The 23,971-nt window shown below is 55.8% G+C and carries 19 protein-coding genes; 12 read left to right on the top strand and 7 right to left on the bottom strand.

Annotation, left to right across the window (positions count from 1 at the left end):
• Position 1: 1 nt before the first annotated feature.
• Complete coding sequence (locus ACR0MS_RS04080; protein ID WP_480568856.1) at positions 2-922, top strand: hypothetical protein; 921 nt, start codon at positions 2-4, stop codon at positions 920-922.
• A 35-nt stretch (positions 923-957) separates the two neighbouring features.
• On the opposite strand, the gene ACR0MS_RS04075 is transcribed toward ACR0MS_RS04080, so the two are convergent.
• From ACR0MS_RS04075 to ACR0MS_RS04055, 5 genes are all read right to left on the bottom strand, one after another.
• Positions 958-3,600: an AsmA family protein gene (locus ACR0MS_RS04075; protein WP_480568858.1), complete on the bottom strand. Its 2,643-nt coding sequence runs from the start codon at positions 3,598-3,600 to the stop codon at positions 958-960.
• Positions 3,601-3,711: 111 nt separating this feature from the next.
• Positions 3,712-4,713, bottom strand: coding sequence for a HupE/UreJ family protein (locus ACR0MS_RS04070; RefSeq protein ID WP_480568861.1), 1,002 nt, complete (start codon positions 4,711-4,713; stop codon positions 3,712-3,714).
• On the bottom strand, positions 4,710-5,540 hold the full coding sequence (locus ACR0MS_RS04065; protein WP_480568863.1) for a peptidyl-prolyl cis-trans isomerase: 831 nt from the start codon (positions 5,538-5,540) through the stop codon (positions 4,710-4,712). The genes ACR0MS_RS04070 and ACR0MS_RS04065 overlap by 4 nt, the downstream gene beginning before the upstream one ends.
• Positions 5,541-5,640: 100 nt before the next feature.
• Positions 5,641-7,563 (bottom strand): DUF3604 domain-containing protein, encoded by a 1,923-nt coding sequence (locus tag ACR0MS_RS04060; protein WP_480568866.1) that lies wholly within the window; start codon positions 7,561-7,563, stop codon positions 5,641-5,643.
• A 212-nt stretch (positions 7,564-7,775) separates the two neighbouring features.
• Positions 7,776-8,717, bottom strand: coding sequence for a response regulator (locus tag ACR0MS_RS04055; protein ID WP_480568869.1), 942 nt, complete (start codon positions 8,715-8,717; stop codon positions 7,776-7,778).
• A gap of 561 nt (positions 8,718-9,278) precedes the next feature.
• Here ACR0MS_RS04055 and ACR0MS_RS04050 point away from each other — a divergent pair.
• Positions 9,279-10,028, top strand: coding sequence for an acyl-homoserine-lactone synthase (locus tag ACR0MS_RS04050; RefSeq protein ID WP_480568872.1), 750 nt, complete (start codon positions 9,279-9,281; stop codon positions 10,026-10,028).
• Between the two features lie 316 nt (positions 10,029-10,344).
• Positions 10,345-11,478 carry a response regulator transcription factor gene (locus tag ACR0MS_RS04045; protein WP_480568875.1) on the top strand — a complete coding sequence of 378 codons (1,134 nt, stop codon included), beginning with the start codon at positions 10,345-10,347 and terminating at the stop codon, positions 11,476-11,478.
• 17 nt (positions 11,479-11,495) lie between these two features.
• On the opposite strand, the gene ACR0MS_RS04040 is transcribed toward ACR0MS_RS04045, so the two are convergent.
• Positions 11,496-12,842, bottom strand: coding sequence for a cytochrome P450 (locus tag ACR0MS_RS04040; protein ID WP_480568878.1), 1,347 nt, complete (start codon positions 12,840-12,842; stop codon positions 11,496-11,498).
• A gap of 295 nt (positions 12,843-13,137) precedes the next feature.
• Here ACR0MS_RS04040 and ACR0MS_RS04035 point away from each other — a divergent pair, with 295 nt between their 5' ends.
• The 7 genes from ACR0MS_RS04035 (at position 13,138) to ACR0MS_RS04005 (ending at position 21,052) form a co-directional block, all read left to right on the top strand.
• The gene (locus ACR0MS_RS04035; RefSeq protein WP_480568881.1) at positions 13,138-14,553 is read left to right on the top strand and encodes a sensor histidine kinase; all 1,416 of its coding nucleotides are present in this window, start codon (positions 13,138-13,140) and stop codon (positions 14,551-14,553) included.
• Positions 14,554-14,657: 104 nt separating this feature from the next.
• Complete coding sequence (locus tag ACR0MS_RS04030; RefSeq protein ID WP_480568884.1) at positions 14,658-15,677, top strand: GlxA family transcriptional regulator; 1,020 nt, start codon at positions 14,658-14,660, stop codon at positions 15,675-15,677.
• A 134-nt stretch (positions 15,678-15,811) separates the two neighbouring features.
• The gene (locus tag ACR0MS_RS04025) at positions 15,812-16,951 is read left to right on the top strand and encodes an aromatic ring-hydroxylating oxygenase subunit alpha (protein WP_480568887.1); all 1,140 of its coding nucleotides are present in this window, start codon (positions 15,812-15,814) and stop codon (positions 16,949-16,951) included.
• Positions 16,948-18,483, top strand: a complete 1,536-nt coding sequence (gene betC, locus ACR0MS_RS04020) for a choline-sulfatase (protein WP_480568890.1) — start codon at positions 16,948-16,950, stop codon at positions 18,481-18,483. The genes ACR0MS_RS04025 and betC overlap by 4 nt, the downstream gene beginning before the upstream one ends.
• Positions 18,480-19,271: an SDR family NAD(P)-dependent oxidoreductase gene (locus tag ACR0MS_RS04015; RefSeq protein WP_480568893.1), complete on the top strand. Its 792-nt coding sequence runs from the start codon at positions 18,480-18,482 to the stop codon at positions 19,269-19,271. Before betC ends, ACR0MS_RS04015 begins: the two co-directional genes overlap by 4 nt.
• A gap of 114 nt (positions 19,272-19,385) precedes the next feature.
• Positions 19,386-20,126: an SDR family NAD(P)-dependent oxidoreductase gene (locus ACR0MS_RS04010; protein ID WP_480569751.1), complete on the top strand. Its 741-nt coding sequence runs from the start codon at positions 19,386-19,388 to the stop codon at positions 20,124-20,126.
• Positions 20,123-21,052 (top strand): 3-hydroxyacyl-CoA dehydrogenase NAD-binding domain-containing protein, encoded by a 930-nt coding sequence (locus ACR0MS_RS04005; protein WP_480568896.1) that lies wholly within the window; start codon positions 20,123-20,125, stop codon positions 21,050-21,052. The genes ACR0MS_RS04010 and ACR0MS_RS04005 overlap by 4 nt, the downstream gene beginning before the upstream one ends.
• A gap of 42 nt (positions 21,053-21,094) precedes the next feature.
• Here ACR0MS_RS04005 and ACR0MS_RS04000 read toward each other — a convergent pair whose 3' ends face one another.
• Positions 21,095-21,859 (bottom strand): DUF3299 domain-containing protein, encoded by a 765-nt coding sequence (locus ACR0MS_RS04000; RefSeq protein WP_480568899.1) that lies wholly within the window; start codon positions 21,857-21,859, stop codon positions 21,095-21,097.
• A gap of 388 nt (positions 21,860-22,247) precedes the next feature.
• On the opposite strand from ACR0MS_RS04000, the gene ACR0MS_RS03995 reads away from it, so the two are divergent.
• Together ACR0MS_RS03995 and ACR0MS_RS03990 are read left to right on the top strand one after the other, a co-directional pair.
• Positions 22,248-22,448 carry a hypothetical protein gene (locus tag ACR0MS_RS03995; protein WP_480568902.1) on the top strand — a complete coding sequence of 67 codons (201 nt, stop codon included), beginning with the start codon at positions 22,248-22,250 and terminating at the stop codon, positions 22,446-22,448.
• On the top strand, positions 22,445-23,941 hold the full coding sequence (locus ACR0MS_RS03990) for a GMC oxidoreductase (RefSeq protein ID WP_480568905.1): 1,497 nt from the start codon (positions 22,445-22,447) through the stop codon (positions 23,939-23,941). The genes ACR0MS_RS03995 and ACR0MS_RS03990 overlap by 4 nt, the downstream gene beginning before the upstream one ends.
• The last annotated feature ends 30 nt before the right edge of the window (positions 23,942-23,971 follow it).

Raw genomic sequence — 23,971 nt, 5'->3', positions numbered from 1 at the left:
CTTGAACCCCTTGCATTGGGCCGCGCGCAACGGCCCGCTTGTTCTTGTGGCTGGACTGGTTGGCGGGTTGCTGCTGCCGGGACTGGCCGAACCGATGCGCCCCTTGCTGCCCCCGCTGGTGGTTCTGCTGTTGTTTGTGACCGTCCTGAGGATGGAGCCGTCATCCATTCTGGGGTCGATGGGCGACTGGCGGCTTGTATCCGGGACGGTGCTGGGGTTTCAATTCGCCATTCCATTGGCTGTGCTTGCTGTCGGCTTTCTGTTTGGCTGGAGCGCGACACCCGTGCTGCTGGCCTTGCTTATCATGACCGCCGCACCGTCCATCGCGGGCAGCCCCAACCTGTGCCTGATGATGGGATACCCGGCGGAACACGCGATGCGTCTGCTTGTGGCCGGGACCGCCGCATTGCCGCTGACGGTGTTTCCAATTTTTTGGCTGATGCCCGAGATTGGTGACTTTCAAACGGTATTGCAGGCTGTGCTAAAGCTGTTTGTGACGATTTTCGCAGTGACTATTGCCGCGATAGCTTTGCGCCGAACTCTGCTGAAATCCCCCTCGCAGCAAACATTGATGAACCTTGAAGGGTTGGGCACGATCACCTTGGCCGTTTTTGTCATAGGGTTAATGCCTTCGGTCAGCAGCACGATGCTGGAGCGGCCTGGCACTGCGTTGTTTTGGATCGCTTTCGCGTGCTTCGCAAATTTTGGCGCTCAGGCGGTGACATATTTCCTGACTCGCAACAGGCTATCCGCAGCCAAGAGAACGGCCATGTCCTTGATTGCAGGAAACCGGAATATCGCCATTTTCTTTGTGGCGCTGCCGCCCGAGGTTACTGCGCCTCTGATGGTGTTCATCGGCGCGTATCAAATCCCGATGTATCTGACGCCGACCGTCATGCGGCGGCTTTATCGGGCTGGATAGCCTCGCACTCCGGTAATGGTGTTTTTGTCGGCGGGCTACTGCAACTGCAAGATATCCGGCACGCATAGCTTGCGCTTGGCCGGCATCTGATCGGCCCCGTCCGACCGTTTCAGGCGTTTCGGCCCGTCCTTGACCTTGATGTTTGGCTTTGCCAGCGGACCGGTGGCCGTCACAGGCCATGGGCTACGGGACAGTGGTTCACCGATTTTGCGAGGTTGCAGGTTAAGGTCCAATGCTTTGCTGTTCATATCCACCGCGCCAAAAACGACGACCTGAACCTGATCGGTCTCTAACGTCGTCTGCTTGGTCGAGATATTGCCGTTTGCGATGGCCAAGGGCGCACGCAAACACACGATTGGCGCAACTTTCTGTTTTTCCTTCGAAAAGACCCAAGGCAACAACCCAAGACCAGCAAGGTCCAGCAACTGGGTTTCGATGCTCCCGTCGCGCATGGATACGGTGGCATTGCCGCTCATGGACCTGACGAAATGCTTGGCCGACTCGATCCCGCCGGTGACGTCGAAATCCGCGTAAATGGTCCCACTGGCGCCTTTCTTGAAGTTCAGGTTGTGCAGAATGTCGTCCAGCCGCCACCCTCCGGCCTGGCCCGTGAGGTTCAGCAGATGGTTTTCGGTCGACAGGTCCATAACACCACTGACGTCGAAATGGGCGCCACCGTATTCAAACTTCAACGGCCCTGCCTTCAGTTCGCTTTCGTTCAGCGTCAATTCGCTCTGCAATGTGCTGATACCGTCCGAGCCTTCGATATGGCGCAGGTCGATATCGACATCCATATTCATTCCGGACAGCAGGATTGAGCGCCCAATCGGCTTCAGCGTCACGTCCCTTAGGGCACCGGGTTCCGCCTGTGCGTCTGTGTCCGCTGCGGAATTCTCGTCGGCCACGCCCAGTTTTCGTAACTGGGCGGTCGCCAGAACGATGCTGCGGATCTGGTCAATACGGATCAGATCGCTTTCAATTAACCCCTTGAGAACGGGGTCCGAGGTCGCGTCGTCCAGAGTGGCGGAAAAGGTCAGACCAGAATCCGCGACGGTGACATCCGCCTGCGCGTTCCAATCCGTACCATCGCTGTGCAGGTCGATCGAAAAACCAGCATGCCCGGTATCTACGGGCTCTAGCGACAAAGCCTGCAAAAGGTCGGCACCGGATGGGACGTCAATTTCGATACCAAGGTCCAGATTCTCGAACCTCAGAACATTCTCGACAGAGCCATGAACGTCCAGTGACCAGACATCTGTCTCGCTCGTGCTTCCGTTCAGATCCGAGAGCGTAAGCTGCTCGATACTGCCGGTCAGGGAAAACGCGCCAGAGAACTTTCCAAGTTGATCATCTTCGCCCAACAGTTCGGGGGAAATCAAACTGCTTGCCGGGATTTCAAGAATGCCTTCGCCTGAGACCTCCTGCAACTGCAGCGCGTCTCCGACCGATCCGTTTAGAATGACAAACGGGTTCGCGGGGTCACCGATCCGCAGGTTCACATTGCCGACCCGCAGTTTCCCATCGGGCGTTCTGGACACTTCCGAGAATTTCACCGGGGGCGGACCTTCGCCTGATGTGTCCAGCGTGAAACCATTGGTTTCAATGACCATCTGCCGCTGCGGTACTTCACCGGGCACGCTGTCCATGACCATGTCGACCGAAATCAGTTTTAGGTCATAACGCGATGCAGCCGGGGCGGGCTCTGCCCCAACAGGGTACAATCGAATCCGGGTCGTCAGGGACACATCTTCCGGATTGCCAAGCTCTCCGATCTGACCGGTGAGTTCCAGGCTCTGCCCGCCTTCCAACTGCGCCTGTATGTTCAGGTCGTCCAGACGTGACACGCCATCCGAGACCTTCAATACCGCTTCCGCCCTCCCAGAACCTTCAAGAACCCGGTTCAGCTTGAGAATGTCGAGCAGTTGTCCAAGTTCATCAATCGTTGCGGTTGTTGCAATCGCCAAGCCCGCATCGGCCTGAACCTCGTTTGCGGCAAGTGAAACCTGATCGAACTCGGCCGTTATCTGAAATGGGTCCTGTCCCGGGAATCGGGCGCTGAGGTCAAATGCCTGCCCATTCAATGTCCCGTGTGCCTTGGCCAAAGCAGCCGCGACCTCGTCGCCACGGGCCAACGACAGTTCCGGTAGGCGTAAATCCAAGTCGAGACCGGTCTTGGCGCTCTGATACAGGACCGTGATGTTGGTTAGGCTGGGGGCGCGGTCTGCAAAGACCTCCGACAAAGCGTTTTTCGTTGGTTTTGAGGCACTTGCGCCGCCTTCCTCTCGATCGCTCGACCAGCTTGCCACGCCGCTTTCGGTTTCAATCAGGTTCAGGTGGAGTCCGTCCACTATCAATTTACTGATCGACAGCTTTCCTTTCACGAGATCGGCGGCGGGTGCCTCGAGTGTGAGCGTATCTATCCTGACGAGATCGGTACCCTCCAGCGACGCCGAAGGCAGCACGACACCAGTGGCCGTTACTGACAATTGCGAGCCGAGCCCCACACTTATGCTGTCGTTGATAACCACTTGCTGGCCAAGTTTGCTGGTCAGGACCTGCTGGGCCATGGCGGTGCGTGGGGCGGACAGAAACGGGGATGACAGCAACAGCCATGCGGCGGCAACGACGAAAAGGATAATTGCGCCGATTATCAGCGCGCCTCGTAGCAGAACTCGCACTTTAGCCCCTTTCCATCACTTTCGCAGACACTTTTGCTTGGTTCACAAAGCTTCTTCCAGACCAAGTGTTAATGGCTGGAATCTATCCGATCCATCGCATGCACCATAGCATCAAAACCCGCTGACGCGCTCAACCAACCAATATATCGACACGCAACCGATCGCGTAGCCTGCGACTGGCATGGAATAGGTCGCAAGTCGCCCCGATCCAGCGGGCGTCATGAAACGCCATGCCATCAAAACCGCTGACAGGGCCGCGATAAACAGAAGCTGACCCGCTTCAACACCCAGATTGAAAGACAGCAAGGCGGTGAAAACGTCCTGAGGCGGGATACCGATGTCGGCCAATGCCCCGGCAAACCCCAGGCCGTGCAGCAGCCCAAAGCAAAAGCACACGACCCAAGGGTATTGTTCAGACAACCGCAATTGCCCGTCCTCTCGGCGTAGAATCTCGAGCGCGAGGAAAACGATCGACAGGGCAATCACAGCTTCCACAGGCGGGCCGGGGACGTTCAGCACGCCCAGTGTAGCAAGGGCCAGAGTGATCGAATGGGCAACTGTAAACGCAGTCACCGCGCCGACCAGACGCCATTTGTCACGTACCAGAAGGAACAGGGCGAAAACGAAAAGTAAGTGATCCCAACCTTCCAGAATGTGTTCGAAGCCCAAGCGAAAATAGCTTGAGAAAACGGTCCACGTCGTTGGTTGCCGGGGAATTTCCAGTTCTACAGTGTCAGGAGTGAACCTGAGAGTTGTTGTCGGTGCATCAAGGGGTTGAAGCCGCAAAAGAACGTCATTTCTTTGTGTTTCCAGCCCATCAATTCTGACGGGTTTTCCCCCAAGGCCGGTTGCGCATTCAGCGATCCAGACCGATACCCATGCAACGCCGTCAGAGGTTGGTTCAGGTCCGCGCGCGGGCGTGCAGGACTCTGGCAAGACCGCATCAATCGTCATGGGTCGGCCTGTCACATCAGGCTTTCGCCACAGCACTTGCCATGTGTTCTGGGCCAATTGCCTCAGCTCCAGATACCCCGGGTCCAAGGCATGGGCTTGCGCAGGCGCGCCCAAAAGCGCGACCCAAGCGGACAGCAACACAAACAGCGCAGCCTTCATTCCTGCGCCTTTTCGGTTTCCGGAGTGATGATCTGATAGGTTGCGGCCAAATCCTCGAACTGCGCCTGCGCGAGTTCTTCACCCGTGTCCCGCCGCCATTCCAGCAAAACCGCATCATGGATATCTTCCAATTCGGGCAGTTTGGCGGGTTGCGTGTCGGTGATCCGAACCAGATGCAGCCCGTAACCCGATTGAACGGGGCCTTCCCACGCACCGGGGTTCAATTGATTTACAGCTCCGGAGAATCCGTATCCAAAGGTCGCATCGACCGAGCGTAACGCCGATAAGGGCAGGGACAACGGCAATAAAGTGCGCGCTCCGACGCCGGTCCAGTCTTCGCCTGCTGTTAGCCGCGCGCGCGCGGTGTCTATGTCAGCTTGTGTCGGAGATTCTCCCAGGAACACATGATCCAATGCGATTAGCGGAGGTGTTGTGAAGCGTTCTGCGTTCTCTTCCAGATAGGCTTGCAGCACGTCGCTTTCCGGCTCTACCGACGACGCGATTGCGTCTGTTAGAAAATCCATCTTTTGCGCCAGCCGCGCCCGGATCACCTGATCACCACGGTCCAGCCCCAGTTTGCGCGCCTCGCGGACAAGGATTTCTTCGCGGATCAGGGCTTCGATCAACGCCTGTCGTTCGGTGTCTGTCGGTGGCCGTTTCCAACTGTCGGTGAAACGTGCAACCAGCAGGTCCACATCATCCTGATCGACAATTATCGTTTCTGCTGGCGGGGCAATTTCACCCTCCGGGGCAACAAGGAAGAACCATCCAAATATTCCGCACCCGATTAAGAGGAAGTGGAGCAGGGGGTCTTTCAATATACGCATGGGTTCTTTCTCGGAAGCGGAGGCCGTGGTCATTGCTGACCAGCGGCTCTGTTTCCGGTGACTTGATGGTGTTGATCGGTTGACGGCTTCGGCCCGCGCATTACTCGCTTGGGGTGTACCAGATAGGCGAGGAATAGGCGCGTTCCTGATGGACCAACTGGGCTTCCTCTGGCAGATCAATGCCAAAGCGCAGCTTGTCATATAGCACCCAGCGCGGGGTCGGGATTTCCAACACCCGGACATAGTAGAACGCTCTTTGGCTCGGATCGAACTCGGGGTCGGTCCACACAGTCAGAAGTTCAGATGTCCCGATCGTGTTGCTCCAGCTCGCGGTATCGAGATCGACGGTATTGCCAACGTCAGGCAACTGGCCATTCGCATCCAATGCGCGATCGCCGGACCAGGCGACATTGAACACTTTCTCCTGAAGCTCACCTTCAGCATCCAGCCAGCCCTTTACGACCTGTACCCGGTCCAGATTTGCGCCGATCGGGTCGCGCAGAGCGCCAATCAGGAAAGACGGCGCGCCGTCGCCCTCACGCGGGCGCAAGTCGCTGCCCATGGGCACGCCCTTGGTGTAACCAACATCCGCGACCAGCCGCGTCAGCAGGTCGTCGTCCTGAAAATCCCAGCCGCCGAAAAAGCGCAGGCCGATGCGCGGTCCGGTCGTGGCATAGGTTTCCCGGCGCTTGAAGGCGTCAAAAATAGCCGCGCGGGTGTTATCGGACGCCCAAACCGCCGTGTACCCGGACGCGACAAGGGTGTGCCCTTCAAATGCGCCCAGCTCACTTTCCACAAAGGGATGCAACACGCGTGTCGCCGAAGGTTCTGCGCTGACCGACTTGCCAAAGTAGTTTTCCTCTTCCGCCGTCGTCAGTGAGGTGTGGCTGTCCGTGGCACCGCCCATGCCGAACTTGTATGGGTTCACGCCGAACTTTTCCTCAAGTGCCAAGCCGCGCTTCAACGCCTCGCGCGCGTATTCACCGGCCAGCATGTCTTCGGTCTTGAGTTCGGTGATGTCCAGATTGCCGACATCCCAGTTTTCATAGTCAGCAAAAGGATCATCGGGGCTGAGATAGGGGTGCGCCTCGCCATCGCCTTTGATCTGCGTGACTTCGTAATGCGGTTCCCACTTTGCGCGGTTTTGAACGTATTCTTCGTCCACTTTGCCGCCGTGGTAGGTATCTTCGGTCGGGAACATCCAGCCGTTGGACAGGTTTCCGTTATGGGCAAAGGCAACGGCCCGCCCGCCGGTTTTTTCCTGATACTCTTCCAGCCAGGCGTACAAGGCCTTGGGGTCGGTATCCCCATAGGGCGGTTGTGTAACCGGCGGGACCATTTGCAGCGCGCGGATCGGGCCGTCGCGCAGCATCACGTTCCGATGCAGGTTGAACCCTTTCGGAACCGAGGTCCATTCAAAGCCTATGAACGCAGTGAACTTTCCCGGATCATTATGGCGCTCGGCCGCCAAAACGATCTGTTCCCAGGTGAATGCAAAGGCATCCGCACCGGGGCTGTAGGATTCAAGCAGGATCTCCGGCAAGGTCATCTGCGAAAAATTCGTAATGATGTCGAAGGCGGCCTTGGCCGCATCCTCACCACCTGCCTTGTACCCTTCGTACCATTCCAGCCCTTTCGGATCGGACAGAACACCGGGTTTCCCGGCTTGCAGGTCGGGTGCAAACCCCATCAGGTCAGTATGATCGGTCAGGACCATCCAATCCAAGGGCCGTGCCAGTCGGACGGGTTGTCCGGTGGAGGAAATGACCTGCTCTCCTTTTGCAAATCGCCAGGCCTCGTCGGGCAGCAGGGTGTTTCCGAATGCGCCAGCATCCAGTGACAGCCCGGTGTGAAGATGGGTATCCCCCCACAAGGGGCGCTCGGGAAACGTTCGGTTGGCGTAGGGTGAAAAGGGGCGTTCCGCAAACGTGCCTTCGGCGGCTTGCTTGCTTGGAACAGCATCAGCAAATGAGATAGCGGGCAACGAAATAAAAGCCACCAAACATGAACGCAGTCTGACCATCGAAATCTCCCCAGTAAAAAAGTCAAAAAAGACAGGCGATTCAGCCTTCTCCTAAGGATATTCTATTTTTCTAATATATCCGAATGAATTCTTGTTTGGGCGCGACGGGTGGAGGCGCGGAACCAGAACCGCGCAGCTGCGATGTTCGCTGCGAACAAAAAAGGTGCGCTCAGTTACCCTGAACGCACCTGATTTTTGATCGTGTATTAGGCTTAGCCGAACCGCGCAATCGGACCTTGCGGGATGTCAGCCAGTTCCACGGCTTTGTCGATCAGGAACAGCGCCTCCATCTTGGAATGGGCCTGCAAAGAGACGTCATCACCAACATGGAACGAGAAGTTAGTGGGCGAATGCACGCTCATGGGTTCACCTGCCGGAAGCTGAGACAGCCGGTGCGTCAGTTGCTGCGCGCCCATTCCCTTTTTCTTGTCATGAATAAGAAGGAATACCCCGTTGCCCCAGTAGGTGGCAAAGTTGCGCCCTTCCTGTGTGACAGACAAAAGCGACGACCCTGCCGACGCCAGGAATTCCCGGAACTCGCTGGAGGGGCTCGACGCAAAAATCTCTTCTACATCTGCGACCTTTATGGCCACGATCTTGGAGGTTCTGGAATGCATCGTGGCCAGTTGCACAACATAGTTTTCAAACTCGGCCAATCCGATGCAGCCTGTGAGGTCCCCGAAATAGAGCGGGTCCGTCAGGCTGAAATTCGGGTTAACTTCCGAGTCGTTGTTCGCGTAAATATCCGCTTCCAACACTTCGATCGCTGCGCGTCGTTCCGCCGCCAGCCTGTAGGCATCGGAAAGCCGTTGCTTCAGATCGGCGAATTCGAAGGGTTTGGTCACATAATCGGTTGCACCGACTTCAAATGCCTCGTCGATATACTGCTTTTGAACCATGGCAGTTACCATGATGATCGGCGTAAACTTGTAATCGGGCAACTTGCGCGCTTCTTCGCACAATGTAATGCCGTTCATCTCGGGCATTTGCACGTCAAGCAGCAGGCAGTCGAACGGCTGATCAGCTTCTGACAAAATTCGAATTGCTTCGTGACCGCTGTGCGCCGTCACAACATCTTCGTAGCCAAACGCACCCAGAACGCAAATTAGCAGTTCCAGAATGCTTGGATCGTCGTCTACAGCAAGTATGCGCATAACTATTCACCAGGTTTTGCCACCGAACCGACCTTTGGGCATTGCAGACGTCTGGCAAAGATCGGTTGGCGAGTGGATTATTTAGGTTCTGACAGCCTGTCGGACAAAAACGGCAAAACATTGACACTTGAAAGGCGCGCATGTGTCTCACCTTACATTTTTTCTGTGTTGCACTTCAGCACGCGAAAAATGCCCTCAGGTTGCTTTTGGGATGCCTGACCACGCCAAAGCCAGGCATTCCAGGTTGTGTATGATGTACCCTCGTACCCCAAGACTCTGACGTATTCCTTAATGTTTCCTGAAAATCACGTTGAAATTGGCCGTTCCGAAGAAAACGGGATGAATGTCAATCCCTTGCGAGACTGATCATGTCCTAAAAACACGGTCCTAGAGCGCAAAATGCTCAGGCAAAAATACATATAGGTATCTTGGGTCTGCTCAACCCAAGGTATGGGAGGAGATTTGGTCACACATGCTCTACAATCATAAGGAGAGCTGCACTAAACCATAGACTTGCCGTTCAGCTTCTTGGCATAAGTGTGGCAAAATTAAGAGTAAAATATGGACCGACCACTCAGGTACGAGCAGGCAATTCCGGCATCACACGTTCTTCCGGACCTAGAACCTGCCAATGATATACCGGCTGGGCCGAAAGTTTCGGCGCGGCAGAAGATGTTCGCGCTCAAGCGTGGATTGTCCGAGCGTCAAAGCAAGCTCGGAAGCATTCGTGCAACCACGTTGAACTTTCGCAACATGCACGAGCACGGCACTCTGCTTGCAAAGTACCTTGAGACCAGAAAGGCGATTTTCATAGACCGCCTGAAATGGCAGATCGGTGAAGTCGACGGGATGGAGTTTGATCAGTACGATACTCCGGCCTGCCGCTGGGTCATCCTGCACGAATTTGGCGAGGTGATCGGCGGGGTGCGCTTGCTGCCGACATCGGCGCGCTGTGGCATGTACACGTATATGTTGCGGGACGCGCAGAAGGGCATCCTTCCGGGCATGCCTACAGACGTTCTGTTTTTTGAGGCTCCGGTAAATCCGAAGGTGTGGGAAGCGTCGCGCTTTTTCATTACTGACACTGTTCCGTCAGCGCGCAGGATGGCCGTTCAGCACGAATTGTTTTATCAGATGACGGTAAATGCTGAAGAGGGCGGCGCCTCACGGATACTGGGGATTGTGCCATCCATCTGGGCACGTTGGTCGCGGCGTTTGGGCGTTGGCGCTGCACCCGTCGGCGCCAAGTTTGCGATCGAAGGAACCTACAGCCAATCCGTGCTGTTCAATATCAAGAACGATTCAGACTAGCCCATCGCGATTTATCAATAACAAGAGTGAACTCTGGCGCTTTTCGACGGCGCCCGGATCTGCTAGAATACGCAGTAAGGTCAGGCCGTTTGTCACACGTGCACAGATGTGCGCTTTGGACCTGAGTTAACTATTTGATTTAACTTGTAAAAAATTCAATCGGGGCGCGGCATTGTCGAAATTAGATCGGTGCGCGCCAAAATAACGTCAAGAAATGAACAACATTTAGGGGCTTTTCCCGGCTTTTTGCCGCTGTTTCGTCCCACTCACTGCCTAGGCTAAGGGCGTTAATGAGGTCAAATGCGGTTCACTAGTCATGAAACATACGAACCCGGGGAAAGATCAATTTCAGCGTAAGCTGGAAACCCGCGCGCTGCAGAAAAGAACGCTAAGAGTGCTTGCCGTCGATGACGAGCCGAGCATCTTGGAGTTGCTGCAGGCTGCATTGGGAGAATTCGAAAACTATGAGATTTCCGTCGCTGGTTCCGCCAGTGAAGCGCTTCAGGAAATAGAGTCTTCTGAGACTCCGTTCGACTGTTTCTTGCTGGATATTCAGATGCCCGAGACAAATGGCATTGAGTTGTTACGCCGCATTCGGCTTATTCCGGAGCACGTGGAAACACCGGCCATCATGCTGACCGCAATGAGTGGCCGTAAATACGTTGAAGACGCGTTTCTTCAGGGCGCGTTTGACTATGTAAGCAAGCCTTTCGATTTCTTTGAACTGCGCAGCCGTATGCACGCAGCCCACCTGCTGATGCAGGAGCGGATCAAGGCGCGCAGGACATCAGCATCGGTGAAAAACCTTCGCGAAGAGCTGGACCACAACCAGCACTTCAGCTTCGAGGACCCGGTCACCATTGATGGGCTCGAACGCTGCCTGAAATATGTCGAGTTCGACAACTACATTGAGCAGCTTTCAAGAGGCCGCCTGTTTGAGTCCTGGGTTACGGCCGTCAAGCTTCAGGATGCTGAGTTCCGCTTTGATCTAAACGATTTCGGGGGGTTCCGGCGCGCGATGACTGATCTTGGCCGCAGCATCGAACTCACGACCGAGAACACCGAGGCCGTCTTTTCCTATAGGGGGGGCGGTGCGTTTCTTGTTGTTGTTCACGGGCGGGACCGGGCGGCTGGGTTGCCGAAGGAAGACCAGCTCAATCACGTGTTCAGTGAAACACTCGGTCGGCGGGGGGCCTCCGGCTACATGAGGGCTTTGATGAGCCCGCCGGTTTCAATGCGTTCAATTTCCAAGACAGGTGCGTTTGCTGCTATGAACAATGCTATCGAAAAAGTTGACGGTCGCGAAACGGCTCTTCGAAAGGGGACCGAAATCGAGCCTCAGCAAAGATATGAAGTCCGGGTCGGGCGCAAAGAAAAATCTCATAAAAGACTTTTCGATACGGTTCTGCGCGAGATGTACGGAAACGAAACCTATCTGGCGCGAAAATAAATACGTCCTTGTGCCGGTCAGGACCCTGCGGGAACTTCTTCCGCGTTCAAGATCAGTGGGCCGCTGGTTCGCATTGTGAATGTGAGAACAGGTTCCGGCATTTCGGCATCTGACAGCGAAAAATGTATTCGCCGCAGGATTGAAGCCATCAATATCATGATCTCGGTTTCCGCGTACTGAGCGCCAATGCAAATACGGGGTCCGGCTCCGAATGGAATATACTGTCCACGAGGGGGCGGAGTTCCCATGAAACGCTCGGGACGGTATTGCGCAGGGTCTTCCCACAACACTTCATTCCGATGCAGAGAATACACCGGGAAGAACAGCGCATCCCCTTTTTCAATTTTGACGTTTTTGACCTGAATGGCCTCGGATGCGTCCCGGGCAAAAAATGCCGCAGATGGGTACAGGCGCAAGGTTTCTTTGATATGGGCTCGCAACAGCGGCAAATGCTCGAGATGTGAATACTCCAGCTTGCCTTCGGGACAAACCGACCGGATTTCGTGCCGGATACGGGCTTGCATCTCAGGGTTTAGGGCCAGCAGATAATATCCCCACGCCAAGGCATTGGCCGAGGTTTCGTGGCCAGCGACGACAAAAGTCAGCAGGTTGTCGACGGTTGTCTCGGCATCTTCAAAGTCTTCCTTGAGCGCATCAATCATCAGGTCAAGGAAGTCTTCCGGTTCTTCGCGGTTTTCCGATCTGCGCAGTTCGATCACGTGCCGGGCCAGATCGCGCATGTCAGTGACCGGAGCCTTACTGCTCAGCCATTTTTTGCGCGGAAGCCATTTCGGAAGCCCCATCAGATCGAACAAGGACAGGTCTGAAATATAGTTGAAATAGGCGATCAGCCCGACGCGAATTTGCTCGGAACTGACTTCTTCGTTCCCCGAGAAGATGACCCGTGAAATGTTCGTCAGCGTAGACGCGGGCGCGATCTGTGCGACATCTACCAGCCCCTCATTTTCAGCAAGCGACTCGGCGACCTCATAGCCTGTTTCGGCAAAGTGGCGGGACAAAACAGGCAGGTTTCTGGCTGCAAAAAGCGGGGAATAGCGGTGCCTTTGCTTGCGCCATTTTTCACCTTCGGACAGGATCAGGCCATTGCCGACCGCAGATCCGATAATATCCTTTGTGAACTTTGCTTTGGGAAAATAGCGACCGCCTCCGACAAGGAGTTCGGTGACCATTTCCGGATCGCAAATGTAGTGGATGTTCAGAGGGCCGCGCACATAGGTCTGCCGAAGCGTTTCGGCCGGAATGACTTCTAACATGTTCCGACCAGCGGATCGCGCGAACTGAAGCAACGTCACCGGCTTTTCAGCGAGCTTCGCTGAAACCGGCGTCACGTCGAACTGTTCCATCTGACGTTTCCCAATTGTGGTCAAAACGCGGTCCCTTTTCGCTTTTCGCCGGTCATTGGGAATATTTATGTGGAGAAAGTGCAAAAAAGCAATGAGTTCGTGGTCTTAGACGGGATTGATGGGCCTATTTTGAGGAAACAATTCAAGACGTATGCAATTGTGCAACGGGGGGCGGGCGGAACAATTCCCCATGAGGTTTGTGAGTATTGCCAAACTGTGAACGAAATTCCGACCTACTGCGTCCTCATTGTGCCGATACAGACAACCTGAGAGGCAAAGCAATGAAGACACTGGGATGACGGCTATCGACGCATCGCAACAGGTACGGGACTCGGGTGAACCCGACGACAAACTGCTGCAAAATATCAAAGACTACACGGCCATGAGCTTTGCGCTGCTGTGGCAGCGGCAAGCGATATTTCTGGCGACCACGATACTTACGGGCTTTTTCTTCGACCCTCTCAACGCTCTGCTGTTTTATGGAACAATCCTGATCTGCGAAGCGCAGGACCTGTATCTGGCCAAACGGGTTGCTCGTCTAAGCCAGGATGAGCGCGGTGCAATCGCAGTGATGATTGCCTGGATTTTGTTGAACACGATCCTCAGTTCCACTGCGATATGCCTCTATGCTGTTTCGGTGGCGTTGGAGCAGCCGACCGGTGGCCACTTTACCCCTTTGTTTTTCCTCTTTGCGGCGGCCTTGTTTGCCGCGATGAACAACCATCAGTTTGTGTGGGCGATGATCGTGCGGCTGGCCATGTATGGCGTTTCGTTCATGGTCATTGTGGTCAAGGATATTTGGGTTGAACAGCCGGACTTATCTTCGGACCTATGGCTGCATTTCTTCACAGTCGTTTTCGTGATGTACTTTCTGATCGACTGTTCGCTGGTTTTTCTCAAGCTCTACCGCAAAAACCTCGAACAGCTTGAAAAACTGAAAGAGGAACACGAGCGTACTAAGGCGGCTTACATCGCAAAAACTCAGTTCATCTCGACCGTGAGTCATGAATTGAGAACGCCTCTGACCTCGATAAAGGGTTCGCTGGACCTGATTAATTCCGGTGTCATGGGCGAGGTTCCGGAAAACATGCAAAACCTGATCGCCCTCGCGAGCAAAAACAGCGAGCGTTTGGCGTCCCTTATCAACGATGTTCTGGATATTCAGAAGATGGAAGCTGGCGAAATGGTCATGCGCCAGACGACGATTGAGGTTGCCCCGCTGGTCCAAGAAGCGATTGCCTGCAACCTTGGCTTTGCCAGCGCGCATAATGTGGAACTTGTTGAGGACGCGCCCGAGCAGCAGGACCTGCTGATCAAGGGCGATGCATCCCGCCTTATTCAGGTTCTGACCAACATGATCTCGAACGCGGCCAAGTTTTCGTTCGAGGGCGGCACAGTTACGGTCGGGTTCAAGAAAGTTGGACCACGGGTGCGGCTGTTCGTGAAAGACCAGGGTGTGGGCATTCCCGAAGGCAGCCGGGACAAGGTCTTTGACCGTTTCTCTCAAATCGACTCCTCCGATGAGCGCCACGCCGGAGGCACCGGGCTTGGGATGAACATTTCCAAGGAAATCGTGGAGCAGTTCGGCGGAACGATTGACTATTACAGTACCGTTGGAGTGGGGACTGAGTTCTTCGTGGAATTCCCAATTGTCGACGCGAAAAAAGGCGTGGCAAATCGTGCGTTCACAAGAAAACCTGACGCCGCCTGATCGGGTTTTCCTGCAACGCACCGAATGTCCTGCCGCGTCTCTTGCGTGAGCCAGCCAAAACCTTTCTTCTGGCAATCTGAGTCCTGCTTGCAAAAGGTGCTCTTATGGCAAAGTCTCAAAGGACAGAAACTCGGTTGCTTTTTGTCGTCGCGCCAAGTTTCAACTTGGCCGCAACCATGGGCTTCGTTGACCCTTTTCGAGCTGCCAACTACCTGGATGGAAAGCCGTATTTCAAGTGGGATTTTGCCTCTGAAACAGGTGGTTACTGTGTTTCGAGTAATGGTAGCGGGATTGACACGGTGGCGTTGGATCAAGTCGCAGCCAAGGGCTTCGACGTTGTCGTAATCTCGTCCAGTTGGGCGCCGGAAAAGCACGTCACAACGCATATTGCGAAAGCTCTGCGACAGTGGGCGCGCGGTGGCGCGACATTGGGGGCGCTGGATACGGGTGCCTTCATTCTGGCGCAGGCGGGGCTGTTAAACGGAAAGAAGGCCACTGTGCATTATGAGCATATCGACGCCTTTCAGGAGTTGTTTCCGGACGTAGAGGTGGTCGAAAACCTGTTTGTGCTGGATGGCAACCGTATCACCTGTTGCGGAGGAACCGCTGCGGTAGATTTGGGGCTGCAAGTTCTGCAGGGCATCCATGGCAGTGCCTTGGCGAACGCGGCGGCGCGGTATATTTTTCACGACAGATTGCGCGGCCCCGCAGACATGCAGCAGCCCGAGGGCCGCGAGCCTTTGGGCACAACCGTTCCGTCCAGGCTGAGAACGGCCATTCAGGTTATGGAAGCCAATCTTGAAGAACCATTACCGGTTCCTGAAATCAGCAAGGCGGCGGGCCTTTCGCAGCGTCAGCTTGACCGATTGTTCTCAACCTACATCAAGAAAACACCTGCCTTGTATTATAGGGACATTCGTCTGGACCGCGCGCGCGGATTGGTCACTCAAACGGACATGCCGATCGCCGAAGTCGCGATGGCTTCAGGATTTGCCAGCCAAGTGCATTTCAGCCGGTCGTACAAGCAAAGGTTTGGGCTGCCCCCAAGTCAGGACCGGATCGAAGGGCGCGTCCCCTTTGAATTTCGGGCCTGGCCTATGCATCGCAAGCCTCAGACGGGGTGACCGGGCATCGGTTGATGTCTTGAAATATCAATTTTGTGGCGAGAAAAGTTTAGAAAATCAGAATTTTTCGGCAGAAAATAGCCTCTACTATCCAACACCAGGTCCAGACGTGGCCAAGATTAGTGGAGTGACCGATGAGCGAGCTTCCCTCGAAAACCCAGTTTGCGCGAATTTCAGATGGCTTCAGCCCTGATCCCTTGAATACCAGTTCCTTGAAGGCCGAAGCCTACGTTGATCCGGCATGGCACCAGGTGGACCTGAACGAAATCCTCGCCAAGACATGGCAATGGGTGTGCCATGTCGAAAAGCTGCGAATGCCGGGGTCTTTTGTGACGGTTGAGATTGCGAACCGGCCGATAGCTGTCGTTCGCGACCGCGAAGGGACACTTCGCGCATTTTACAATGTGTGCAAACATCGTGCGCATCATCTGTTGTCTGGCGAGGGCGAGACCACTCGGATCATGTGCCCGTACCATGCGTGGGTTTACAAGCTGGACGGACAGCTTGTCCGCGCGCCGGAAACCGAGAACCTGACAGGTTTCAGCACGTCGGACATCTGTCTGGATCAGGTTCAGGTTGAGGAATTCGCGGGCTTCGTGTTTGTGAACCTCGACAATGACGCGCGTCCTCTGGCCGAAGTTTCGGGCGATCTACAGACCGAGATACGCCATTGGGCACCCGATATCGAAGACCTGACTTTTGGGCACCGGCTGACCTATGACATCAAGTCGAACTGGAAGAATGTCGTCGACAACTTTCTGGAATGCTACCACTGCCCAACCGCCCACAAGGATTTCTGTGATCTGGTCGATATGGATACGTATAAGGTGACGACCTACGGCATTTACTCAAGCCACATGGCCGAAGCCGGTAAAAGCAGCAACACCGCGTATGACGTGTCCAACGCAACCGTGCGAACGCATGCGGTTTGGTGGCTGTGGCCCACGACCTGCCTGATGCGGTATCCGGGGCGGTCTTCGATGATCGTGCTGAACATCATCCCGATTGGCCCGGACCGGACGCTGGAGACTTATGATTTCTATTTGGAAACACCCGAGCCTGACGACGCCGAGCTAGAGGCGATCCGCTATCTGGATGAGGTTCTGCAACGCGAAGACATCGACATTGTCGAAAGTGTCCAGCGTGGGATGAGCACTCCGGCCTTCACGCAGGGCCGTATTGTTCACGACCCCAACGGTTCGGGCAAGTCGGAACATGCCGTTCACCACTTTCACGGCTTGGTGCTGGATGCTTACGCGAAGGCCGCGCCGTGAACAGGCCCAACATTGTTGTGATCATGGCTGATCAGTTGGCACCCCATTTTTGCGGTGCCTACGGGCATCTAACGGTGAAAACCCCGCATATTGATGCGCTGGCGCAGCGCGGAATGCGGTTTGATGCGGCTTATTGCAACTCGCCGCTGTGTGCTCCGTCGCGCTTTGCTTTCATGTCCGGGCAACTGATCAGCCGGATCGCGGCTTATGACAATGCCAGCGAGTTTCGCGCCTCGGTCCCGACTTTTGCCCATTACCTTATGTCGCTGGGATACAGGACGTGTCTGTCCGGCAAGATGCATTTTGTGGGGCCGGACCAGAAGCACGGGTTTCAGGATCGGGTCACGACCGACATCTACCCCGCCGACTTTGCCTGGACGCCGGACTGGGAAGCACCGGACGAGCGGATCGACAAATGGTATCACAACATGCAGACGGTCAAGGAAAGTGGCGAGGCAATCGCTACCTTTCAGACGGATTACGACGACGAGGTCGAATTCGCAGCCCGCCGCTGGCTGATCGACCTCGGGCGAGAGCGCGCAGGCGGGGATGACGCGCCCTTTTGTCTGGTGGCCAGTTTCATACATCCGCATGACCCCTATGTCGCAAAGCCCGAGTGGTGGAACCTGTATTCCGACGCAGATGTGCCGATGCCGGAGTTTACGCTGACTGCGGACGAACAGGACCCGTTCTCGCGCCGCGTAATGGATGGGATCGAGGCAAGCTATGTCCCACTGACTCACGAGGAAATTAAACGGGCACGCCGCGCGTATCTGGCAAATGTCAGCTATTTCGACAGCAAGGTCGGGGCAATGGTGCGCGCGTTGAAGGATATTGGTGAACTGGACAATACGCTGGTTGTCGTCACAGCAGATCACGGCGACATGCTGGGGGAACGTGGTCTGTGGTATAAGATGAACTTCTTTGAACACTCAGCCCGCGTGCCGTTGATCATGGCAGGGCCGGGGGTTGTTCAGGGTGTGGCTGGCAACGCCTGTTCACTGGTGGATCTGCTGCCAACTTTCGTGGACATTGCCGGTGGAACGCCGGACATGTTCGGAGAACCCGTGGATGGCCGTTCGCTCTTGCCCCTTGCGCGCGGAGGGAATGACCCGGTGAACGAAGCCATTGGCGAATACTGCGCCGAGATGACGCCATACCCTGTTTTCATGATCCGCAGAGGGGCGCTGAAATACATTCATTGCGACCCGGACCCGCCGCAGCTTTATGATTTGGCGCTGGATCCGTATGAAAAGACCAACGTGGCCACTGATCCTGCTTATTCGTCTGATGCCAAACACTTCGCGGCCGAAGTTGCAGAGCGTTGGGATAGCGAGAGACTGCGCGCCGATGTGATCGCCACCCAGAAGTCGCGCCGTGCGCTTCATACAGCGATGGAGGTCGGGGCAGGCGAGACGTGGGATTACAATCCGCCACGCGATGCCTCGCAGGAATATGTGCGCAATCACATGGATTGGACCGTAGCCGCCAAACGGTATCGGTATCCACCGTTGAAGGAGAAGTCCCAATGATGCTGAAGGGTAAAACCGCACTGGTCACAGGCGGGCGCGGTGGTATTGGGCGGGCGATCGTGGCGCGGTTCCTGCGGGAAGGTGCGCGGGTCTATGCCGCAGACCTGACACCAGAGGGGTCGCTCGCCGCCCATGATGACGATGGCAGCATCTTTGTGAAACTGGACGTCACGCAAGAGGCTGATGTGGTTGCGGCGATGGCGCAAGTCGGGCGCGAGGCAGGGCAGCTTGATGTGCTCGTCAATGCGGCCGGTATCGAGATTGAAAAGACCATCGAGGAAACAACGCTGGAGGAATGGAACCTCTCGTTCGCGGTGAATGTGACAGGGACTTTTCTGACCGCCAAACATGCGCTGCCGCTGTTGCGAAAGGCGGCACAAGGGACAACCGCCTCAATCATCAATTTCGGCAGTTATGATGGGTTTATCGCGGACCCCGGCCTTGCCGCGTATTGCGCAACCAAGGGGGCGGTGCATGCGCTGACTAAGGCGATGGCCTGCGATCACGGACCCGAGGGAATTCGCGTCAACGCCATTTGCCCGGGGTATGTTGATACGCCGATGCTGCAAAGTTTCTTTGCGGGCGAAGGGTCCGGCGGGGGCGGTCAGTCCATTGACCAGTTGCAACAGGCCGTTCGGGACGTGCACCCGATGCGCACTTACGGAACGCCCGAAGATATTGCCAATCTGGTCAACTGGCTGGCTTCGGACGAGGCACGCTATGCCAGTGGCCAGCTTTGGGTTCTGGACGGAGGGTTGAGCGCGCAGGTTCAGCAGATGACACTATGAGCAAACCAATCCACCATGTCGCCGAAGCAACGGTTGAACGGGGTCGGGCCATGAAATGTTCTTCGATGTGCAGGAAACCCACACGTTGGTGCAGCGAATGAGGGGCGTGCAGTGATGCGGTTGGCAGGCAAAACAGCATTCGTGACCGGCGGACGACAGGGAATTGGCCGGGGAATTGCCGAAGCTTTCGCACAGGAAGGCGCGTCAGTGACGACCTGCGGCCGTGGACCAAGACCGGACGGGTTGAGGGATGACATCGCTTGGATATCGCTCGATGTCACTGACGTATCTGCGGTGGACGATCTGGCAACATCGCTCAAAGACCTGAGCATCCTTGTGAACAACGCAGGTGTGCAGGTCGAAAAAAACGTGGTCGACAGCTCGGACGCAGATTGGGACGCGGTGATTGGAACGAATTGTAAAGGCGTATTCAATCTCTGCCGCGCGTTCATCCCCCGAATGGCAGAGCGCGGCTCGATCATCAACATCGGTTCGATATCCGGGATGGCCGCAGATCCCTCGATGGCTTTGTACAACGCATCCAAGGCCTTTGTGCATGGGCTCACCCGATCAATCGCAGTCGATCACGGGCCGAAGCTGCGCTGCAATGCGATTTGCCCCGGCTGGATTGAAACAGGCATGTTGGACGCCGGGTTTGATCTGGCGAGTGACCCCAACGCCGCACGTAAGGACGCGCTGGCGCGGCACGCTGTTCGAAGGTTTGGCAAGCCACAGGATATAGCAAGCATGGCCGTTTGGCTCGCGTCTGACGAAGCAGGTTTCGCGACCGGTCAATTGTTCACTGTCGACGGTGGCATGACTGCGGCGTCGCCCCTCAATCCGGGGTTGTTTTGACGGATATCCAGCATACGGCCTGCCTCGGAGGAGGGGTTATTGGCGCAAGTTGGGCTGCCTTATTTCTGGCCTCGGGACGGTCCGTTTCGATGTTCGACCCTGATCCGCAAGCTGAAGGAAAGGTGCGCAGCTATATCGCCGATGCCTGGCCGAGCATGGAGGAACTGGGTCTTGTTCGGACCGGGAACCCGGATGCGATCACCTTTTGCCAACATGCGTCCCAAGCCGTGGAAGGTGCTGGTTTCGTGCAAGAGAACGTACCAGAGCGGCTGGAGATCAAGCACGCAACCTATGCCCTGATCGAACCTGCGTTGGAGAAGGGGGCGATCGTCGCAAGCTCTGCTTCCGGTCTGACATTGGGCCAGATGCAATCCGGATGGGCCGATCCCTCACGCTTTGTCTTGGGGCACCCGTTCAATCCACCGCATTTAATTCCGCTGGTCGAAGTGCAGGGAAACGAAAAGACAGCCACGGGCGTCGTCCAAACGGCGCAGGATTTTTATGAAAGCCTCGGTAAAACGACGATCCGGGTAAACAAAGAGGTGCCGGGTCATGTGGCGAACCGCCTGCAGGCCGCGCTTTGGCGCGAGGCCATTCACCTTGTCATTTCCGGCGTCGCATCGGTTGAAGATGTCGATAAGGCGGTCTGGGCAGGGCCGGGCCTGAGATGGGCGGCAATGGGACCGACCATGCTGTTCAACCTTGGGGCGGGTGAGGGCGGTCTGGACGCGTTTTGCGATCACTTTTCAGACACGTTCAACGGGTGGTGGGATGATCTGGGCCAAGTCCATTTGACCGATGACGTCAAACGGCAAATGTCTGTGGGTGTTCAGACGGCAGCGCACGGGCAAACCCCTGCGGAACTGTCCAGAAAACGGGACGCTCTGATCGTTGCGATGCAAAAATCCGTATTGGGATTGCGTTAGCGGGCATAGCCCTGACGCCGTCCCCAGCCCAGAAGTGGCGGTCTAATCGGACGCCGTCTGTCCACCGGTCTTGCGACGGCCAGCCGCGCGGAGTTTGTCGGCTGCGCTGTCGCTCCACTCCAAACGATCCACACGGCTTTCCAGTGTTTCGACATGCTCAGCGTCCAGCATGAATGTGGCCCGCATTGGCATAAGGCCGTCCACTACAACCATCTGATGGTCGGTCGGGTCGATTTTCAACTGACCCGTTAGCCGAACAGGTTCGTGAAAATAGGCGGGCGTCCAGTCACCGTTCAACCTGACCCGGATCATCTGGTTTGGTGGTGGCGGCGGCATGTGGCTGCACATCCCCCTCTGGGGCACCAAATAGGCAATCTGGCGACCTTCAGCGTCGGGTGGGGCCGGGATCGCAAATCCCGCTACGGTAATGGTTTTGCCATCAAATAACGGGTTTCCGGCATTCCCCGCTTTTTCGCGGCGCTCCATGACGACATGACGCTGGTCAAGCAGCCAGTCGATGTCGATGCCGCCCGCGACCAGGGCAGCTTCGGTTTCGGCCAGCATCTCTTGCCAGTTCTGGCGTTCTTCGGTGGTTCCGCTGTCTTGCTGTAGCCTGCCACGCAGTCGAACGACAAACAGAACATCATCGAATTCTTCCGGGGTCAGCTCGCTGTAGGGGTCTTCGAAGACTTGAGCGACCGGGTCTGGCAGGTCTGCCCAATCAATCGGAATACCAGCCGCAGCGCCACCCGCATGAAGCGAAAGCGCCAATGTCGCAGCGGCCAAACCTTGAACCCAATTCTTCAATAGCAACTGCTTTTCTCGCATAACTTGGTTTCGTTGCCCCCAATATAGGTCACTTTGAACCGGGAGAAGGCAGATATTTCTATTTCCCAACGTGAAATCGACCATTTGTCCCGGCGTGTGCCTTTCTCACGAACCGCTCGCCTGAGTATGAACGCCGCCATTTTCCACAAATATTAGGACCGGATGATAGGGCGACGCGTGACCGAAGAACATCGAACAAAACAGGGCTGTACTGCCTGATTTTCGCAAAGGGCGCGCTAAATCGAGGCAAATTTTTTAGGTTTTGCAAAAATCCACTCAAAGAAAGTATAAATACAGGGCTTACTGTTGCTATGGCTGGTATTGGTCGTTCGCAAATTTGTTGATTGTAAGAGTATTGTGGTTACCGATGGCTTCACAGAAACGAACTGTTAAGCGGCGGCACGTTCTTGGGGTGCTGGCTGCTATTGTCTTGATACCACCGATCACACGGGTTGGATTCCTGCGGATCAAGGACAACCCCCTTCCTCCTGTTGCCGACCCTAAACCTGTCCTCGTCGATGGCTGGTTGCTGGACGAAAGCGATCTCGACGACGGAGAGGTGTCATGATCCTCGACGCGCGAAGCGAAGTTCCGGCATTGGATGATCATTACGATTGTTGCATCGTGGGTGCTGGACCCGCAGGCATGACGCTTGCCTTCAAACTGGCAGAATCCGGGCAGCGGGTTCTGTTGCTTGAAGCTGGCGATTGGGAGGTGACCTGGGAATCTCAGGACCTTTACGAAGGGGAAAATCTGGGGCTGGAATACTATCCCCTGTCTGCCCCGCGTCTTCGCGCCCTTGGTGGAAGCACAGGGCATTGGGGTGGGGTGTGTCTGTTGCTGGATCGTTCGGATTTCCTGCCGCGCGATGACGTCCCGCTAAGCGGCTGGCCGATCCGATTTGAGGATCTGGAACCCTATCAGGAAGAGGCGGCCGACCTTCTGCAAACAGGTCGCTTCAGCGCCGATATTCGAAAGCCCGTGGATGATATGGGAAATCTGGAGGTCGTTGAACAGCGTTTCAGTTCCAACCGCCAGTTTCACGATGTTCGAAATGAGGATCCTGTTCGTTTCGGTGTCTCGTTCCAAAGCGAATTGAAGAATGCCCCGAATATTGACTTGGTCCTGAACGCCAATGTCGTTGGGTTCGCGGTCGACGGTGACACGGGCCGCATCACCGAGGCACAGATTCGCAACTATGAGGATGGACAGGGCACGGCCAAGGCCGACAGGTTTGTTCTTGCCTTGGGTGGCATCGAAACCAGCCGCATGTTGTTGCATCTGAATGAGGGGCACGAAAATCGCTTTGGTAATCAGAACGATATGGTCGGGCGGTGTTTCATGGAGCACCCGATCATCGACAATGACATCTATTTCATTACCAAGCGGCTTTATTCGCACTCTCCCACGTGGGAATTGGAACGCTTGATGCGCCGATCCCGGCCTGAATTGCTGCTGAGCCCCAGCCACGACCACATGCTCAAAAACGGATGGCTGAACTCAGCCGTGCGGCTGCAGCGCCTTAACTCTCTGCCGATCAGAGAGAAAGCAATCGGCGATGCCGAGTTCATCAAGGGTCTGCAATTCGAAGAGGATTACTTCTTCACAGGGACATCCTTTGTGATGGGGGAACAACAGCCCAACCTGGACAGCCGAATTGTCCTGACCGAAAACCGGGACCGGTTTGGGATAGGCATTGTGGGGCTGGATTTACGGCTGACGGACAAAGACATCGAGACTCTGCGCGGTGCTACCGCCGAAGCAGCCAAGTTTCTGATCCGCAGTGGGCTTGGTCGGATGCGCGTCGATCCGTCCCTTTGGAACCGTGAGCCGCTGGAACAGTTGCCACTTGACTATTCCAGCCACCATATGGGCGGCGCGCGTATGTCTTTGACACCCGAAACCGGTGTGGTGGACGCCAACTGCAAAGTGCATGGCGCGACCAACCTCTATGTTGCGGGGTCTGGGGTTTTCCCAACCAGTGGGCATGCAAACCCGACCTTTACGATTGTCCAGCTTTCCCTGCGGCTGGCCGAGCATTTGACCGACACAACTTCCTAAGATCGCAAAAGAACGCGAGGGCCCAATAAA

The organism is Ruegeria sp. CJ2, assembly GCF_056536745.1.
This window is presented reverse-complemented; position numbering and strand designations above follow the sequence as displayed.

Bases quoted from the DNA above. Each gene is read 5' to 3' on its own strand.
- ACR0MS_RS04070 (WP_480568861.1), bottom strand. From the start codon at position 4,713: ATGAAGGCTGCGCTGTTTGTGTTGCTGTCCGCTTGGGTCGCGCTTTTG.
- ACR0MS_RS04065 (WP_480568863.1), bottom strand. From the start codon at position 5,540: ATGCGTATATTGAAAGACCCCCTGCTCCACTTCCTCTTAATCGGGTGC.
- ACR0MS_RS04060 (WP_480568866.1), bottom strand. From the start codon at position 7,563: ATGGTCAGACTGCGTTCATGTTTGGTGGCTTTTATTTCGTTGCCCGCT.
- ACR0MS_RS04055 (WP_480568869.1), bottom strand. From the start codon at position 8,717: ATGCGCATACTTGCTGTAGACGACGATCCAAGCATTCTGGAACTGCTA.
- ACR0MS_RS04050 (WP_480568872.1), top strand. From the start codon at position 9,279: ATGGACCGACCACTCAGGTACGAGCAGGCAATTCCGGCATCACACGTT.
- ACR0MS_RS04045 (WP_480568875.1), top strand. From the start codon at position 10,345: ATGAAACATACGAACCCGGGGAAAGATCAATTTCAGCGTAAGCTGGAA.
- ACR0MS_RS04040 (WP_480568878.1), bottom strand. From the start codon at position 12,842: ATGGAACAGTTCGACGTGACGCCGGTTTCAGCGAAGCTCGCTGAAAAG.
- ACR0MS_RS04035 (WP_480568881.1), top strand. From the start codon at position 13,138: ATGACGGCTATCGACGCATCGCAACAGGTACGGGACTCGGGTGAACCC.
- ACR0MS_RS04030 (WP_480568884.1), top strand. From the start codon at position 14,658: ATGGCAAAGTCTCAAAGGACAGAAACTCGGTTGCTTTTTGTCGTCGCG.
- ACR0MS_RS04025 (WP_480568887.1), top strand. From the start codon at position 15,812: ATGAGCGAGCTTCCCTCGAAAACCCAGTTTGCGCGAATTTCAGATGGC.
- ACR0MS_RS04015 (WP_480568893.1), top strand. From the start codon at position 18,480: ATGATGCTGAAGGGTAAAACCGCACTGGTCACAGGCGGGCGCGGTGGT.
- ACR0MS_RS04010 (WP_480569751.1), top strand. From the start codon at position 19,386: ATGCGGTTGGCAGGCAAAACAGCATTCGTGACCGGCGGACGACAGGGA.
- ACR0MS_RS03995 (WP_480568902.1), top strand. From the start codon at position 22,248: ATGGCTTCACAGAAACGAACTGTTAAGCGGCGGCACGTTCTTGGGGTG.
- ACR0MS_RS03990 (WP_480568905.1), top strand. From the start codon at position 22,445: ATGATCCTCGACGCGCGAAGCGAAGTTCCGGCATTGGATGATCATTAC.